This window comes from Micromonospora sp. NPDC000668 (genome assembly GCF_042897975.1).
Taxonomy (GTDB): domain Bacteria; phylum Actinomycetota; class Actinomycetes; order Mycobacteriales; family Micromonosporaceae; genus Micromonospora.
Window position 1 is genome coordinate 286,154 of the sequence record NZ_JBIAYP010000007.1, and the last position, 15,513, is coordinate 301,666.

General features: G+C 72.1%; 17 protein-coding genes. 7 read left to right on the plus strand and 10 right to left on the minus strand.

All coding sequences use genetic code 11. From position 1 onward, the window contains the following. Nucleotides 1-9: 9 nt before the first annotated feature. Complete coding sequence (locus ACFY29_RS31505) at nucleotides 10-1,302, plus strand: cation:proton antiporter (RefSeq protein ID WP_386991915.1); 1,293 nt, start codon at nucleotides 10-12, stop codon at nucleotides 1,300-1,302. Between the two features lie 29 nt (nucleotides 1,303-1,331). On the opposite strand, the gene ACFY29_RS31510 is transcribed toward ACFY29_RS31505, so the two are convergent. The 3 genes from ACFY29_RS31510 to ACFY29_RS31520 all read right to left on the minus strand — a co-directional run bounded on the left by ACFY29_RS31510 (nucleotide 1,332) and on the right by ACFY29_RS31520 (nucleotide 4,741). After that, nucleotides 1,332-2,291: an NAD(P)/FAD-dependent oxidoreductase gene (locus ACFY29_RS31510; protein ID WP_386991917.1), complete on the minus strand. Its 960-nt coding sequence runs from the start codon at nucleotides 2,289-2,291 to the stop codon at nucleotides 1,332-1,334. Between the two features lie 64 nt (nucleotides 2,292-2,355). Next, the gene (locus ACFY29_RS31515) at nucleotides 2,356-2,856 is read right to left on the minus strand and encodes a metallophosphoesterase family protein (RefSeq protein WP_386991919.1); all 501 of its coding nucleotides are present in this window, start codon (nucleotides 2,854-2,856) and stop codon (nucleotides 2,356-2,358) included. Nucleotides 2,857-2,911: 55 nt separating this feature from the next. Then, the gene (locus tag ACFY29_RS31520) at nucleotides 2,912-4,741 is read right to left on the minus strand and encodes a glycoside hydrolase family 15 protein (RefSeq protein WP_386991921.1); all 1,830 of its coding nucleotides are present in this window, start codon (nucleotides 4,739-4,741) and stop codon (nucleotides 2,912-2,914) included. Between the two features lie 121 nt (nucleotides 4,742-4,862). On the opposite strand from ACFY29_RS31520, the gene ACFY29_RS31525 reads away from it, so the two are divergent. Further along, a complete protein-coding gene (locus tag ACFY29_RS31525) occupies nucleotides 4,863-5,447 on the plus strand; it encodes a general stress protein (RefSeq protein ID WP_386991923.1) in 585 nt (194 codons plus the stop codon). A gap of 44 nt (nucleotides 5,448-5,491) precedes the next feature. Here the strand turns inward: ACFY29_RS31525 and ACFY29_RS31530 are convergent, their stop codons facing one another. Both ACFY29_RS31530 and ACFY29_RS31535 read right to left on the minus strand, forming a co-directional pair. Next, the gene (locus ACFY29_RS31530) at nucleotides 5,492-6,079 is read right to left on the minus strand and encodes a DUF1684 domain-containing protein (RefSeq protein WP_328425825.1); all 588 of its coding nucleotides are present in this window, start codon (nucleotides 6,077-6,079) and stop codon (nucleotides 5,492-5,494) included. A gap of 27 nt (nucleotides 6,080-6,106) precedes the next feature. Beyond that, the gene (locus ACFY29_RS31535; protein ID WP_386991925.1) at nucleotides 6,107-6,703 is read right to left on the minus strand and encodes a TetR/AcrR family transcriptional regulator; all 597 of its coding nucleotides are present in this window, start codon (nucleotides 6,701-6,703) and stop codon (nucleotides 6,107-6,109) included. A gap of 60 nt (nucleotides 6,704-6,763) precedes the next feature. Between ACFY29_RS31535 and ACFY29_RS31540 the strand changes: the two genes are divergently transcribed. Further along, on the plus strand, nucleotides 6,764-7,249 hold the full coding sequence (locus ACFY29_RS31540) for an FBP domain-containing protein (RefSeq protein ID WP_328425821.1): 486 nt from the start codon (nucleotides 6,764-6,766) through the stop codon (nucleotides 7,247-7,249). Nucleotides 7,250-7,268: 19 nt separating this feature from the next. Here ACFY29_RS31540 and ACFY29_RS31545 read toward each other — a convergent pair whose 3' ends face one another. After that, nucleotides 7,269-7,802 (minus strand): GNAT family N-acetyltransferase, encoded by a 534-nt coding sequence (locus ACFY29_RS31545; RefSeq protein ID WP_386991928.1) that lies wholly within the window; start codon nucleotides 7,800-7,802, stop codon nucleotides 7,269-7,271. 158 nt (nucleotides 7,803-7,960) lie between these two features. Between ACFY29_RS31545 and ACFY29_RS31550 the strand changes: the two genes are divergently transcribed. Both ACFY29_RS31550 and ACFY29_RS31555 read left to right on the plus strand, forming a co-directional pair. Further along, complete coding sequence (locus tag ACFY29_RS31550) at nucleotides 7,961-8,443, plus strand: MarR family transcriptional regulator (protein WP_328425817.1); 483 nt, start codon at nucleotides 7,961-7,963, stop codon at nucleotides 8,441-8,443. A gap of 9 nt (nucleotides 8,444-8,452) precedes the next feature. Further along, the gene (locus ACFY29_RS31555; RefSeq protein ID WP_328425815.1) at nucleotides 8,453-9,439 is read left to right on the plus strand and encodes a pirin family protein; all 987 of its coding nucleotides are present in this window, start codon (nucleotides 8,453-8,455) and stop codon (nucleotides 9,437-9,439) included. Nucleotides 9,440-9,501: 62 nt separating this feature from the next. Here ACFY29_RS31555 and ACFY29_RS31560 read toward each other — a convergent pair whose 3' ends face one another. Then, the gene (locus ACFY29_RS31560; RefSeq protein ID WP_255421212.1) at nucleotides 9,502-9,630 is read right to left on the minus strand and encodes a hypothetical protein; all 129 of its coding nucleotides are present in this window, start codon (nucleotides 9,628-9,630) and stop codon (nucleotides 9,502-9,504) included. A gap of 131 nt (nucleotides 9,631-9,761) precedes the next feature. Between ACFY29_RS31560 and ACFY29_RS31565 the strand changes: the two genes are divergently transcribed. Beyond that, nucleotides 9,762-11,351, plus strand: a complete 1,590-nt coding sequence (locus ACFY29_RS31565; protein WP_386991931.1) for a phospholipase D family protein — start codon at nucleotides 9,762-9,764, stop codon at nucleotides 11,349-11,351. Here the strand turns inward: ACFY29_RS31565 and ACFY29_RS31570 are convergent. After that, a complete protein-coding gene (locus ACFY29_RS31570) occupies nucleotides 11,300-12,052 on the minus strand; it encodes a hypothetical protein (RefSeq protein ID WP_328425808.1) in 753 nt (250 codons plus the stop codon). The two genes, ACFY29_RS31565 and ACFY29_RS31570, sit on opposite strands and share 52 nt — an antisense overlap. A gap of 366 nt (nucleotides 12,053-12,418) precedes the next feature. Between ACFY29_RS31570 and ACFY29_RS31575 the strand changes: the two genes are divergently transcribed. Then, nucleotides 12,419-13,243, plus strand: a complete 825-nt coding sequence (locus tag ACFY29_RS31575) for a SigB/SigF/SigG family RNA polymerase sigma factor (protein ID WP_386991934.1) — start codon at nucleotides 12,419-12,421, stop codon at nucleotides 13,241-13,243. Between the two features lie 137 nt (nucleotides 13,244-13,380). Here ACFY29_RS31575 and ACFY29_RS31580 read toward each other — a convergent pair whose 3' ends face one another. Both ACFY29_RS31580 and ACFY29_RS31585 read right to left on the minus strand, forming a co-directional pair. Then, nucleotides 13,381-13,971: a GNAT family N-acetyltransferase gene (locus tag ACFY29_RS31580; protein WP_386991936.1), complete on the minus strand. Its 591-nt coding sequence runs from the start codon at nucleotides 13,969-13,971 to the stop codon at nucleotides 13,381-13,383. Then, nucleotides 13,968-15,488: an APC family permease gene (locus tag ACFY29_RS31585; RefSeq protein ID WP_386991938.1), complete on the minus strand. Its 1,521-nt coding sequence runs from the start codon at nucleotides 15,486-15,488 to the stop codon at nucleotides 13,968-13,970. Before ACFY29_RS31585 ends, ACFY29_RS31580 begins: the two co-directional genes overlap by 4 nt. Nucleotides 15,489-15,513: the final 25 nt, after the last annotated feature.

The following is a 15,513-nucleotide window of genomic DNA, read 5'->3' on the forward strand; positions in this document are numbered from 1 at the left end:
GGTGGCACGGTGGAGCCGGTAGACGTTGCTTTCGCGCTGGTGGGCGTGGGCGCCCTGCTCGCAGGCATCCTGCCCCGGGTGCTGGAGCAACGCCCGCTGTCCATGCCGATCGCGTTCCTCGCCCTCGGCATGCTGGTCTTCGTCCTGCCGGTGGGGCTGCCGACCCCGGATCCGCTGGCCCATCCGGTGCTGACCACCCACCTGACCGAGATCGGGGTGATCGTCGCCCTGATGGGCGCCGGGCTCAAGATCGACCGGCCGTTGAGCTGGGCTCGGTGGTCGTCCACCTGGCGGTTGCTGGTCATCGCGATGCCGTTGTGCATCGCGGCGGTGGCGCTGCTGGGCTGGTGGTGGGCGGGGCTGGTGCCGGCCGCCGCGCTGCTGCTGGGCGCCGCCCTGGCACCGACCGATCCGGTGCTCGCCGCCGACGTGCAGGTCGGCGAACCGACCGACGTGGAGGATTCCGAGGACGAGGTCCGCTTCGCGTTGACCTCCGAGGCCGGCCTCAACGACGGGTTGGCGTTCCCCTTCGTCTACGCGGCCATCGCGATCGCCTCGACCAGCCTCGCCCCGAGCGACTGGCTGGTCGACTGGTTGACCGTCGACGTGCTCTGGAAGGTGGGCGTCGGGGTCGGTGGCGGGCTGCTCATCGGCTGGCTGCTCGGCAAGCTGTTCTTCCGGGCGCCCAGCCAGCTCCGGCTGGCCCGGCACGCCGAGGGCTTCCTGGCGCTGGCCGCCACGTTCCTGGCGTACGGGCTGGTGGAGGTGGTCGGCGGGTACGGCTTCCTGGCGGTCTTCGTGGCCGCCCGCGCGATCCGGGCCGCCGAGCGGACCCACGAGTTCCACTCCGTGCTGCACGACTTCGCCGAGCAGATCGAGCGGCTGCTCACCCTGGTGCTCCTGCTGCTGCTCGGTGGCGCGATCGTGGGCGGCCTGCTCGGCCCGCTGACCTGGCCGGCGGCGGCCGTCGGGCTGGCGCTGGTGTTCCTGGTACGGCCACTGGTCGGCTGGTTGTCGCTGCGGGGCGCACCGGGCCGACCGGCCGAGCACTGGGTGATCTCGTTGTTCGGCATCCGCGGGGTGGGGTCGTTCTACTACCTCGCGTACGCCACCACGAAGGCCGACTTCCCGCAGGCGGAGCTGCTCTGGGCCACCGTCGGGCTGGTGGTGCTCGTGTCCGTGGTGGTGCACGGCATCGCGGCGACCCCGGTCATGCAGTTGCTGGACCGCGAGGGCGAGCGGACCTCCGACCCGACCGAACGGGACACATCCACCCAGCCCGTCGCCGCCGGGCACGCCTGAACGCCAGCCCCGCCGGCCGGGACCTGCGGTCAGGCGAGGCGAACTGCCAGGGCGCGACCGAGGTCCCGGCCGGAGCGCCAGGCACTCTGCACCCGGGGCTTGCCGAACGCGTCGCCGGCCAGGCCGATTCCGTCGGCGTCCAGGTGGTGCGTGTTGCCGTCGGCACCGGCGGTCGGCTGCGCGTACGTCCAGCGGTGCACGTGCACGTCGGCGGCCGCCTCGGGTAGTCCCAACAGGTCCCGGACCGCCTGCTCGATCGCCGGACCGGCCCCGATCGGCTGGGCCAGGTGTCCGGCGGCGAACTCCGGCACGGTGTGCGCGACCAGCACCGGCCCCCCGTCGCCCCGCCGGTCGCCGTCGTCGCAGACCAGCTTGAGCACCGGGTGGTCGTTGACGAACGCGCCACGGAAGTCCGGCCAGCGTCGGCTCGGGAAGCGCAGCACCGCGGCCAGCGACGGCGACCACCGCTGCGCCTGGACGGCCCGGGTGGCGTCGGCCAGGTCCGGGTCGAGCAGCAGGGCGGCCTGCGGGCCCGGCATGGCCAGGGCGACCGCCGCGCACGGGTGGCCGTCCACGACAGGCCCGGGCTCCACGGTGAGCACCAACCGGTCGACGGTCACCGGCACCGCGCCGGCCAGGTGTTCGACCAGCGACCGCAGCCCGCGCGGCGCGGCGAAGCGCATCGGTCCGGGCACGTCGTGGCGCCCGTTCCGGTCGTACGCCTGGAAGGTGTCGGTCCATTCGCGGACCAGGCCGGCAGCGCGCCACCGCTCGACCACGGCGGCGAAGTCCGGGTCGTCGGCGGTGAAGTAGGCGGCGCCGATATCGGCGGGACGGCCCTCGAAGCGTTTGCTGGCCATCCGGCCGCCGCAGACGTGCCCCCGCTCCCGGACCTGCACGGGCACTCCGGCTGCGGCCAACTCCACCGCGCAGGCCACTCCGGCGATGCCCGCGCCGACCACCACCACGCCCGACCGGTCCACGCTCATCCGGTGATCGTAGGTGCCGGTGGGGCAGCCGGCGGGCATGAACCGGCGGTGGAGGGGTCGCGGGTCAGCGGCGGGGGAGGCTGTGCAGGGTGACCTTGGTCAGGCCGGTGGCGTGGATTTCCGCGGTTTGAAAGGTGGCATGGGGCTGGGAGCGGCGGTCGGTGGGTGAGCCGGGGTTGAGCAGGCGGAGACCACCGGGGGCCTCGGTGTCCCAGGGGATGTGCGAGTGACCGAAGACGAGCAGATCGACGTCGGGGAAACGGGCCGCGCACCGCTGCTCGCGACCGGTCCGCGGGCCGGTCTCGTGCACCACGGCCATCCGCAGGCCATCGAGGTCCGCCCGCGCCACTTCCGGCAGCCGGGCGCGCAACGCCGGGCCGTCGTTGTTGCCGTACACGCCGATCAGCCGGCGCGAGCGCGCGAGCATCTCGTCGAGCAGCGACTCGTCCACCCAGTCACCGGCGTGCACCACCACGTCCGCCGCCTCGATCGCCGCCCAGAGCGGCCCGGGCAGGTCCCGGGCGCGCTTCGGTAGGTGGGTGTCCGCCGTGAGCACCAGCCGCATCCGAGCATTCTCCCCCGGGCCTCGGCCGTTCGCCCGAGGGCCTTGATCTCCGGTCTCAGTGCTTCATCGGGGTGAAGTGCGGCGGAGCCATGCCGCGATGGCGTAGCGCCGGGTCCTGCTCGACGTCGGTGAGCTGACCCGCGGCGTTGATCAGGCCGATGTGCGAGAACGCCTGGGGGAAGTTGCCCAACTGCTCCCCGGTCAGCGGGTCGATCTGCTCGGCGAACAGGCCGAGGTCGTTGACCCGACCGGCCAACGTGCCGAACAGCTCGTGCGCGCGGTCCCGCTCGCCGCCCAGCGCCAGACAACCCACCAGCCAGAACGAGCAGATGACGAAGCCCGCCGGGTCGCCGTCCCAGCGCCGCAGCAGGCCGTCGTGGGACAGCCGCCGCTCCACCGCGCGGACCGTCGAACGCATCCGCGAGTCGTCCGCCGGCAGGAACCCCACCAGCGGCATCACCAGCACCGAGGCGTCCAGGTCGTCGGAATCGAAACTTCCGGTGTACGCCCCGAGCCGGTCGTTCCACCCCCGTTCCAGCACCGTCGCGCGCACCTCGTCGCGGGCGGCCGCCCAGCGTGCCACGTCCTGCGACCCGCCGAGCCGTTCGCCGAAGCGGACCGCCCGGTCCAGCGCGACCCAGCACTGCACCTTCGAGGAGACGTGGTGGTGTTCGATCCCGCGCTCCTCCCACATGCCCGCGTCCGGCCGCCGCCAGTCCAGTACGGCCTGGTCGGCGAGCACCCGCAGCACGTGCTGCACCTCCGGTTCCATCGGTTCCAACTTGTCGCGCATCAGCCAGGCGGCGTCCAGCGCCTCGCCGAAGATGTCGGTCTGCCGCTGCCGCCACGCGTCGTTGCCGATCAGCACTGGCGGGCTGTGGCGGTAACCGGCGAGCTGGTCCAGGCGGTGCTCGGTGAGGTCCCGCTCCCCCTGCACCCCGTACATGATCGGCACCGGCTCCTCGCCGATCCGGCCCATCGCCCGACTCACCCAGGAGAACTGCCGCTGCACCTCGTCGAAGCAGGCTGACCGCCACAGCGCCCGCAGGGTGAGGCTGAAGTCGCGCACCCAGACGTAGCGGTAGTCGTAGTTCCGGGTTCCGCCCAGCTTCTCCGGCAGCGAGGTGGTCGCCGCGGCCACCACCGCACCGCTCGGCCGGTACGTCATGCCCTGCACTACCAGCGCGCTGCGCCGCACCTGCTCGGGGTAACACCCCTGGTAGGGGTGCTCCCGGGTCCAGGACCGCCACCCGGCGACGGTGTCGGCGATCGTCCGATCGGCGTCCGGCACCTCCGGCGGCGGGGCGTCGTAGGTCGGGGCGTACCCGAGGGTGAAGTTGTGCACCGAGCCGGCACGGGCGGTGAACGTCGTCGTGGCCTCGCCCTCGCCACAGTCGAGCCGCATGGTGCCGCGCAGGGTGAGCCGGGCGGCCCCGGCGGTGGCCTCCAGCGTGCCGTCCCGCTCGATGAGGAACGCGGTGGTCCGCCCGTACTCGAAGCGGGGCCGGTAGTGCATCCGCATCGGGACCTCGCCGGAGAGGCTCTGCACGCTGCGGACCAGCACCTGCGGCGAGCGCAGCCCGATGTCGTGGCCCCGGGCGCCGGGCTCGAAGGCGAGCGCGTCGGTCAGCGCCACCTCCCCCTGCCCGGTACGGAAGACGGTCCGCAGCACCAGGGTGTCGTCGAGGTAGCAGCGGTCGACGGTGTAGTCGCCCTCCGGTCGGATCGACCAGTGCCCGGCGCCGTCGTCGAGCAGCCGTCCGAACACCGACGGCGCGTCGAACCGGCCCGGGCACCACCAGTTCACCGATCCGGAGCGGTCCACCAGCGCCGCGCTGCGGCCGTCGGCGAGGAAGCCGTGGTCGCTGATCTGTCCGCTCTGCACCTGGCTACCTACCCGGGGCGTCCGGGCGCATTCCTGCCAGGTGCGACGGCATCAACGGCGGTAGCTGGCGTTATCGGGCTGCGCAGGCGGGAACCCGGAGGGTTGACGAGGGAGGATGCTCATGACGTCAGCTTCAGGGCCGGCCGCCGCCTGGCGGTCCGCCAACCGGGGCGACCTGCTCCCGTCCGGGCCGGCAGGCCGTCTGTCGGCGCCGGCCGGTGACGGGCACGGGCCGGAGACCGGCCCGCCCACGGTGACTATCGGCTCATACCCGGACTATCCGTCCGCCCAGCGCGTGGTCGACTATCTCGCCGACAACCGCTTCCCGGTGGAGAACACTGCCATCGTCGGCACCAACCTCACTCTGGTGGAGACGGTGCTCGGCCGGATGACCACCGGACGCGCCGCCCTGCTCGGGGCCGGCACCGGCGCCTGGTTCGGGCTCTTCATCGGCCTGTTGTTCGGCATCTTCACCGTCGGAAACTGGCTGGCGGTGATTCTCGTCGGGCTGGTCATCGGCGCGATCTGGGGTGCCGTGTTCGGCGCGGTCGCGCACGCGATGACCGGCGGGCAGCGGGACTTCACCTCGGCCAGCTCGCTACGCGCCGGCCAGTACGCGGTGACCGTCGACGCGCAGCTCGCCGACCAGGCACGGCAGTTGCTGGGCCGGCTGAACATGCCAAGCTCGGCCACGAAAGCCGGCTGAGCCACCGGTCGACCGGCCGTCCCGGCAGCACGCCGGGGCGGCCGTCAGCCGTGGTACGCCAGCTCGCCGGCCCGCAGGGGCACGTCGACCCGGTTCTCCGGCGGGGCGAGCGGGCAGGCCCAGCGCTCGTCGTACGCGCAGCTCGGGTTGTAGAGGTAGTTGGCGTCGAGCCGCACCCGGTCGCCGGGCAGCAGCTCGACGCCCCGGCCGAAGGTGCCCTTCACCGTGTCGGTGAGGTACCGGCCACCGCCGTAGGTCTCCTGCCCGCAGGTGCCGTCGCGCAGCGGCACGAACAGCCCTCCCCCGTACGCCTCGATCCACCACAGGGTCAGCGGCCCCCAGGGCGTCTCGGCCACCGCCACCCGTCGGTACGCGACGACCCCGTCCGGGCCGCCGGTGTCCACCCGCAGCTCGCCGCTGGCCGGCCGCAGCGGCGCCTCCACCACGGCTTCGGGGTTGGCCGGGAAGTAGCGCACCCCGGTGAAGCCGGGCCGCTCCGCAGGTGGGATCGGGCTCTGCGGGTGGGTGGCGAAGAGGTTGTCGCGGCCGGCGCGGAAGCCGGTCAGGTCGACGTCGGACAGGTACAGCCGGGCTACCCGCTCCCGCCAGTCGGCCAGCTCCAGATCATCCACACGTCGAGCCTAGGCGGTTGCCGTCCGTCACCGAGCGGTCTCCGGATCGGCGCTCTGGGCGGGCGGCCAGTTGCTGAGGACGGCGTCGAGGGCGTCCAGGGTGCGGGACCACGAGTCGTCCGTCGTACGCGGCGTGTGGCGGAAACCGCCGGTCCTCTCCAGGCTCACGAAGCCGTGGAACGTGCTGTGCATCATCCGTACCGCGTCGGTCTGGTCGGGCTCGGGCAGCCGGTAGCCGCGCAGGATCGCCCGCGTCATCTCCGCGTGCCGGACGCCGGCGCTCGCGGCCGCCGTCTCCGGGTCGAGGTCGATCTGCATCGCGGCGTACCGACCCGGGTGCTGCTTCGCGTAGCCCCGGTAGGCGTTGGCGAAGGCCACCAGCGCGTCCTTGCCCGCGCGACCGGCCAGCGCGGCGCCGACCCGGTCGGCGAGCTCCGCGAGCGCCAGCAGCGCCACCCTGACCCGCAGGTCCTGTCCGTTCCTGATGTGGAAGTACAGGCTCGCGTCCTTGACGCCGAAGTGGCGGGCGAGCGCCGCGACGGTCACGTTCTCCATGCCCGCCTCGTCGGCCAACTCCGCCGCGGCCAGGGTCAGGCGTTCGGCGGTCACCCCCGCACGTGCCATGCAGCACACCCCAAACCTAGTCGCCTTAATCGTTTGCCTAGGATGGCTAGGCTACTACCTATGCTAGCGATAACCGAGCCCGCCATCCGCTCGTCTTTCGTCAACTGCACCCAGGGCGAGACGAAGCGGCTGGCCGTACCGAACGATCTCGCTCTGCGCCCCTGGCACGATCTTGACTTCCTCGGGTGGCGGGATCCCGCCGCGGCCCAGCGGGCCTACCTGGTCGCCGAGTCCGACAGCGGGCTGGTCGGGGTGGCGTTGCGGGTGGCCGCGCAGACCACCCGTGTCCGGCGCAGCATGTGCTCGCTGTGCCTGACCACCCACACCGGCGACGGCGTCTCGCTGATGACGGCCCGCAAGGCCGGGCGGGACGGGCGCCAGGGCAACTCCGTGGGCGTCTACATCTGCTCCGACCTGGCCTGCTCGCTCTACCTGCGCGGGAAGAAGGCCGGCGGGCGACGCCTGCACGAGACCATCACCCTGGACGAGAAGATCGAGCGAACGACGACCACCCTCGCCGCCTTCCTGCGCAAGGTGGTCGAGTGACGGCCGGCCCGCGAGTCGCTCAGCGGTCGGTGGCCAGCCGGGCGTGCAGGTGCTCGTCGTGGCGGCGGCCATCGCCGTACCGGTACGACTCGCGCAGGGTCCCCTCGGCGGGATAGCCGGCCCGGTCGGCGACCCGGCAGGAGGCCGCGTTGGCCACCGCGTGGCACAGCTCCACCCGGTGCAGTCCGACCTCGGTGAACGCCCAGTCGGTGAGCCGGACGACGGCGCGTACCGCCACCCCGCGCCCGCGCGCCGCCGGCACCGTCCAGTACCCGATGGACGCGTCGCCGTGGTGGATGTGGTGCAGCGACACCGAGCCCAGCAGCACGCCACCGGCCGCGGCGGTCACCGCCATCGAGGCGTGGTCGCCGGCGGACCAGTCGGCCCGGCGGCGCACCCAGAGCAGGGCGCTCTCGTCGTCGATCGGTCCGCCACCGTGCGGGTTCCACTGGGCGATGGCCGGGTCGCGTAGGGCGTCGCGTACCGCCGGGGCGTCCGTCTCCCGCCAGGGACGTAGCAACAGGTCGGCGGCGGTGAGTTCCACGTGTTCCACGACGCCGGAGTCTGGCACATCGCGGCGCGGCTCCGCCGCGGGATTCCCGCCGGCTTCCTTCAAAGCTGCACGAACCGCTCCGATAGACCGCCAGGACGTGACCCACACGACTATTCAAGGCACTAGTTAAATTTTTAAAGAGTGCTATCGTCATGGACGTGACCGAGAACCTGGACAGTGCCCGATCGGCCGCCTGGCGCGCCTACATCGAGGCCAGCCAGCGCCTCTACACCCAGCTGGAAGAGGACCTGCGCGCCGACAGCGACCTCAGCTTCGCCGACTACCACGTGCTGGTCCTGCTCTCCGAGGTGCCGGGGCAGCGGCTGCGGATGGGCGAGCTGGCTGGCCGACTGGTCTTCTCGCCCAGCCGACTGACGTACCAGATCTCCTCGATGCAACGCCGCGGCCTGGTCAGCAAGGAGTCCTGCCCGGACGACCGACGGGGCAGCGAGGCGGTGCTCACCGCCGCCGGGCTGCTCGCCCTGCGGGAAGCCGCACCCCACCATCTGGCGTCGGTGCGTACCCACCTGATGGACGACCTCGACGACGCCGAGGTCGCCTGCCTCACCCGGGTCTTCGACCGGCTCGGCGCCCGCCTACGGGCGGCCCGGGCGACCTCGACCACCCACGCCACGAACTAGGAGCCTTCGATGCCCGCGATCACCGTTGACAACGTTCTCGTCCTGCCGCGCCTGCCCCAGCTCGACGAGTCCACCAAGATCCGCCCGGTCCGCAAGGTGACCACCGCGCCCAGCGGCTTCGAGGGTGAGGGCTTCCCGGTCCGCCGGGCCTTCGCCGGGGTGCCGACCAGCGACCTCGACCCGTTCATCCACCTCGACCAGATGGGTGAGGTGGACTACGCGCCGGGCGAGCCCAAGGGCACCCCGTGGCACCCGCACCGCGGCTTCGAGACCGTCACGTACATCATCGACGGCGTCTTCGACCACCAGGACTCGCAGGGTGGCGGCGGCACCATCACCGACGGGGACACCCAGTGGATGACGGCCGGCAGCGGCCTGCTGCACATCGAGGCCCCGCCGGAGCACCTGGTGATGAGCGGTGGGCTCTTCCACGGCACCCAGCTCTGGGTCAACCTGCCCCGCTCCGCCAAGATGAACCCGCCCCGCTACCAGGACATCCGGGGGCGGGAGTCGGCGCTGCTCACCACGCCGGACGGCGGCGCGCTGATCCGGGTCATCGCCGGTGAGGTGGCCGGGCACCGCGGCCCGGGTTCCACCTTCACCCCGATCACCATCACCCACGTGACCGTGCAGCCGGGGGCGCAGGTCGACCTGCCCTGGCAGCCGGAGTTCAACGCCCTGGTGTACGTCCTCGGCGGGCGCGGCACCGTCGGCACCGACCGACGGCCGGTGCGTACCGGCCAGCTCGCGGTGCACGGTCCGGGCGACGCGCTGCGCTTCAGCGCGGACACCACGCAGGACAGCAACACCCCGGCGCTGGACCTCTACATCATGGGTGGTCAGCCGATCCGGGAGCCGGTGGCACAGTACGGCCCGTTCGTGATGAACACCCGGGACGAGCTGATCCAGGCGTTCGAGGACTTCCAGGCCGGCCGGCTCGGCGTGATTCCCACCGAGCGGCTGCCGCACACCGGTGGTCAGGGCGCTCGGCCCTGACCACGGTCGACCTCTGAGATCGGCGCCGGCGCCCCCGCTTCAACCCGGGGCCCGGCGCCACCTCAGGAGACCGCAAATATCCCAGCGACCCCCAGAATCACCATCACCAACACCGCTACCAGCGCCCCCCGTTCGCTCTCCACCGCCGGCTCGCGGTACTCGGTCACGGGGTTCGTCGTCTCGCGGGGCATGGTGTGGCCTCCTCGGTTGTCGCGCGTCGAACATGGCGGCGGTCAGGTCGACTGGTCCGTCGACCTGGCGTGCGGTTGCACGGCCGGGGTCCTACCGTGAGGACGTTGTCGACCTCGGGGAGGGCTGGACGTTGCCATTGCAGGACTGGTTCCTCACCGCGCAGGAACGCGCCAACCCGGTCTCTGATTTACCCGTTTGGACCACCGGAAACCTCGCCGAGCCGTTGATTCACGGTGCGGCGTACTTCGACCGGCTGGTCGACGAGGTGGAATCACTCACCGAGGGCGACCACCTGTTCTTCACCGACTGGCGGGGTGACCCGGACCAGCGGCTGCGCCCGGACGGCCCGACCGTGGCCCAACTCTTCGCCCAGGCCGCCCAGCGCGGGGTGGTGGTGAAGGGGCTGATCTGGCGCTCACACCTCGACGCGCTGTCCTACAGCGAGGCGGAGAACCGCGACCTCAGCGAGACGATCTCCGCGGCCGGCGGCGAGGTGCTGCTCGACCAGCGGGTCCGGCGCGGCGGCTCGCACCACCAGAAGCTGGTGGTGCTGCGGCACCCGGGCGCCCCGGAGCGGGACATCGCGTTCGCTGGCGGGATCGACCTGTGCCACAGCCGCCGTGATGACGCCGCGCACCGCGGCGACCCGCAGCCGGTGCAGATGTCTCCCCGGTACGGCCCGAACCCGCCCTGGCACGACGTGCAGCTCGCGGTGCGTGGCCCGGTGGTCGACGCACTGGACACGGTGTTCCGGGAGCGCTGGACCGACCCGATGCCGCTGGACTCGGAGAACCCGATGGCCTACCTGCGGGACCGGCTACGCGGCGCCGACCTGCGCCCCGACCCGCTGCCCGAGCAGCCGGCCGAGCCGCCGCCCTGCGGGCCGCACCAGATCCAGGTGCTGCGCACCTACCCCGCCGTCCGGCCGCGCTACTCCTTCGCACCGGACGGCGAGCGGACCGTTGCCCGGGGCTACACCAAGGCGGTACACCGCGCGCGCCGCCTCATCTACCTGGAGGACCAGTACCTCTGGTCGACCGAGGTGGCGGACCTGTTCGCACACGCCCTGCGCGACAATCCGGAGCTGCACCTGATCGCCGTGGTGCCCCGGCACCCGGATGTGGACGGCAGGCTCGCGCTGCCACCGAACATGGTCGGCCGCGAGCAGGCGCTGTCGCTGTGCGAGCGGGCCGCGCCGGAGCGGGTGCACGTGTTCGACGTGGAGAACCACGCCGGTGACCCGGTCTACGTGCACGCGAAGGTCTGCGTGGTCGACGATGTCTGGGCCAGTGTGGGCAGCGACAACTTCAACCGCCGTTCCTGGACGCACGACAGCGAGTTGTCCTGTGCGGTGCTCGACGACACCCGTGACCCGCGGGAGCCCACCGATCCCGCCGGGCAGGGCGACGGGGCACGGGCCTTCGCCCGGGAGTTGCGGCTGCGGCTCTGGCGCGAGCACCTGGACCGCGACCCGGCCGGCGCGGACGACGCCGACCTGCTCGACCCGGCAGACGCCGTCGCGACCGTCACGGCCGCCGCCGACGCGCTGCAACAGTGGTACGACGACGGCCAGGTGGGCGACCGTCCGCCCGGCCGGCTGCGCCCGCACCGCCCCGAGCGGCTGCCCTGGTACACGCGCCTGTGGGCGTTGCCGCTGTACCGGCTGGTCTACGACCCGGACGGCAGGCCGCTGCGGGCCAGGTTGGCCGGCACCTGGTGAACCTGCCTGGTCGGCTCGGGTAGGACGGCGGCGCCGTGCACGGTCAGCCCGCCCGGGTAGGCGAACGAGGAGCGCGGCGAGTAATAGCCGAAGCCGATGGTCAGCGGGTTGGCGGGGCGGAGCGCGTACATCGGGTGCCCGGGCTGCAGGAACTCCACCGACTCGATCTCGAACGGCGCGACCGGCTCCGCCACGAACGGGTAGACCGAGCTGAGCAGTTGCCCGTCGCGGCGGGTGAAGTAGCGGTGGTGGCCGCTGCTGATCACGTGGCCGGTCTCCCCCACCCGACATCGGGCCCGGATGAGCGGCGCTCCGTCGACCTCGGTCTCGGAGAGCAGGTCCTCACCGCCCACCTCGATACGCGTCCGTCCGGCGACCGTCGGGGCGCCGCGGGCGGCGGCGTACTCCCGGACCAGCCGGCTGGAGGCCACGTAGTGGGTCCACCAGCCGCCCGGGCTGAGCCCGCCGGGGGCGTCCACACCGACCAGCGAGACACCGAGGTAGGTCAGCGAGTAGGCGCCGAAGCCGGAGGTCTGCGTCTCGTCGTCGACGACGTACTGGTTGAGGAAGACCTGCCGGTCCGGGCGGGGGCGCAGCCCGGGCGGGACCAGGGCGGCGACCGCGTCCGGATCCGCCGGCAGCCAGCTGAAATAGAGCGTGCGACTGTTCACGACGAGCTGGGGAGCGGCTGGATCGAGCACGGTGCCTCCGAACCGGGTCTGTACGGGCAACGCTACGGCCGGTCCCGCCAGCGGGACAAGGACGGATAGTCGACACATCGGCCCTGATGTCGGATTTCCTGTTGACCGCTCAGGCGATCGGGGTGGCCGATCGGCCGGCTCGGGTGGGACGACCGGGGGTGCCACCTACCAGGTAAGGATCCTCACAGGCATCCGGAGATCCGCCCTATTTGCTCCCTTCGTTACTGAACACACCTTAAGTACATCAGCCTTTCGGCTAGATTTCGGGGAGACGATCAGGCTAAGGTGAGTCCCGAACGGCCCATACGAAGCTAAACCAAAGCGTCACGTCTTTTATCCGCGGACGAGGTGCAGGGAGGACCACCCATGACCGCGCCAACGATTAGCGAGCAGCCGACCACCACGGCCCGGAGCACCACGAAGCTGGACCCGCGGGCGCTCACCGACAGCGCCGCCGACCTGCTCAACGCCATGGCCGCACTGCCCGCCAACCACCCGTCGCGCCCCGCGCTGCGAGACCGGGCCATCGAGGCCTGGCTGCCGCTGGCCAACCACCTCGCCCACCGCTACAGCGGGCGGGGCGAGCCGACCGACGACCTGGCGCAGACCGCCGCGATCGGCCTGATCAAGGCGATCGACAAGTTCGACCCGTCCCGCGGCGTCGACTTCGCCGGGTACGCCATCCCCACCATCATCGGCGAGCTCAAGCGGCACTTCCGCGACCGCACCTGGGACATCCGGGTGCCCCGCCGGCTCCAGGAGCTGCGGCTGGCCATCTCCGACGCCAACAGCTCGCTGCTGCAGACCCTCGGCCGGTCGCCGACGGTCGCCGACATCGCCGCCCACCTCAAGCTCACCGAGGAAGAGGTCCTGGAGGGCCTGGAGGGCGCCCGCGCGTACAACGCGGTGTCGCTGTCCACCCCGACCGGCGACGGCGAACGGGCCACCGAGCTGGGCGACATGCTCGGCGGCGAGGACTCCCAGTTCGAGCTGGCCGAGCTGCGGGTCGCCCTCGGCCCAGCGCTGGCCACGCTCGACGAGCGGGAGCAGAAGATCCTCACCCTGCGGTTCTACGGCAACCTGACCCAGTCGCAGATCGCCGACCAGATCGGCGTTTCGCAGATGCACGTCTCCCGGCTGCTGACCCGGGCTCTGACCAAGCTGCGCGGCCAGCTCGACGGCGCGTACTAGGCGGTTCGGCGGTTGAGGGCCGGGTCGGCGGACCCGGCCCTCAACCGTCCGCACCGGTTGTCACGCGAACGTGACAACGGGTCCGCTCGGCGTCCGGCCGGGTCGCTCCCCTCGGGGCAGCGACCCGGCCGGTCCCGTCAGCGGCCGACCGGCTCCCGCCACATCGGCCAGAACGGCGTGCCGTCGGGCACCCGGAACGGCTCGCCGGCCCGGTAGCCGTGCCGCGCGTACAGGTCGCGGCTGCGAGCGCTGCTCGCCTCCAGGTAACCCGGCATCCCGTTCTCGTCCAGCCACCCGTGGTGGTGCGCCAGCAGCGCGGTCCCCAGCCCCTGCCCCTGCCGGCCCGGCTGGGTCGCCAGAAAGGCCAGGTGGTGGTGGTCAGGATGCGGGTGATTGGCCGCGAACAACTCGTCGAGATGCTGGAACCGGTCGGTCCACTCGCCGCAGGCGGCGGCGAGCCGGGCGTCGTAGTCCGTCGGCGGCGGCGCCGGCTCACCGACCGACGGGAACCAGACGGCGACCGCACACCGGTCCGCGGTGGCGTGGACGAGGCCGTGCCGCATCGCGTGCTCGACCAGGATCTCGAAGTTCCCCGCCAGCACGGCCTCGCGCTTGCTCGCGTCGGGCACCAGCCAGTGCGTCACCTCCAAGGCGGTGAACGCCTCGGCGATCCGGCCGGCCACCAGCGCGGTGTCCTCCGGCCCGAGCCGGTCGATGGCCACGCTCACCGGGATACCTCCGCGCCGGCCGGTGCCGGCGGCTGCTCCACCGGCGGCACCGCGGCAGCGGCGCTCGCGCCGAGGCCGATCCGGGCGTACGTGTCCGGACGCCTCTTGCGCAGCACCAGCGCCCAGTTGACGCCCAGGGCGGCCGCCACCGGGTAGACGGCGGGCAGCGCCCAGCGCAGCGGGGAGTCCGGCGCGACGCCGAGCAGGTTGGCGAAGTTCGACACGGCCAGCCAGATGATCACGACGAGCGCGACGGTGGCCAGGCCGGGTGCGATGAGCCGCCGCCACAGCGTCTCGCCGCCGCCCGACCGGACGAAGTAGGCGATCACCGCCACCGAGGTGGTGGCGATCAGCAGCAGCACGCCGAAGCCACCAGTGGTGCCGACCCAGAAGAACAGCTTGATCACCGGATCCCAGCCGTTGACCGCGTACAGCAGGATGACCAGCAGGCCGAACACGCTCTGCGCCAGCGAGGCGGCCCGCGGCGCGCCGCTGCGCGGTGAGGTCTGCCCGAACACCGCCGGCAGCACCCGCTCCCGGCCGAGCGCGAACGCGTAGCGGGCCGTGGTGTTGTGGAAGGAGATCATCGCGGCCAGCACCGAGGTCAGGAAGAGTGCCTGGCCGATGGTGACCGCGGTGTCGCCGAGGTGCTCCCCGGCCAGGTTGAAGATCAGCCCGACGCTCTGCTCGCCAGCCGCGGCGACGATCTGGTCCGGTCCGACGGCGACCGTCATGGTCCAGGCGGAGAGCGCGTACAGCACGGCGATGATCCCCACCGAGAGGTACGTGGCCACCGGCACCGTCCGCTTCGGATCCTTGCTCTCCTCGCTGAAGACCACCGCGGACTCGAAGCCGACGAACCCGAGGATGGCCAGCACCAGCACCGCGCCGACCCCGGGCACGAAGAGGTTGTCCGGCGAGAACGCGGCGAAGCTGACCTCGCCGCCGGCCGGATTGCCGAGCTGTCCCAGGTCGAAGATCAGGATCACCACGATCTCGGCGACCAGCAGCGCCGCCAGCACCATGCCGTTGATGTCCACCCGGAGCAGGCCGAGCAGGCCGACCAGTGCCCACGCCACCAGGGCGACGATCGACCAGTGCGGGTGCCCGCCGAAGATCCGGTCGAGCACCGGCTCGGCGGCTACGCCGATGGTGCCGTAGAGCCCGACCTGCAGCGCGTTGTACGCGGTCAGCGCCACCCAGGCGGCGGCCACGCCGGCCGGTCGGCCCAGGCCACGGGAGACGTAGGCGTAGAAGGCGCCGGCGTTCTCCACCCGGCGGGACATCGCCACGTAGCCCACCGAGAATAGGGCGAGCACCGCGGCGACCACCAGGAAGGCCAGCGGGATGCCGGTCACCCCGACCACGCCGTATCCGGTGGTGACGACACCCGCCACCACGGTCAGCGGCGCGGCGGCGGAGAGCACGAAGAAGATCACCGAGGGGATGCCGAGGCGGCCTCGGGCAAGAGATTCGGAGACGTTGCTGGGTCGCTGGACTGTCGATGTCGGGGGCATACCACTACTCCGGTTGTCGAGGAGG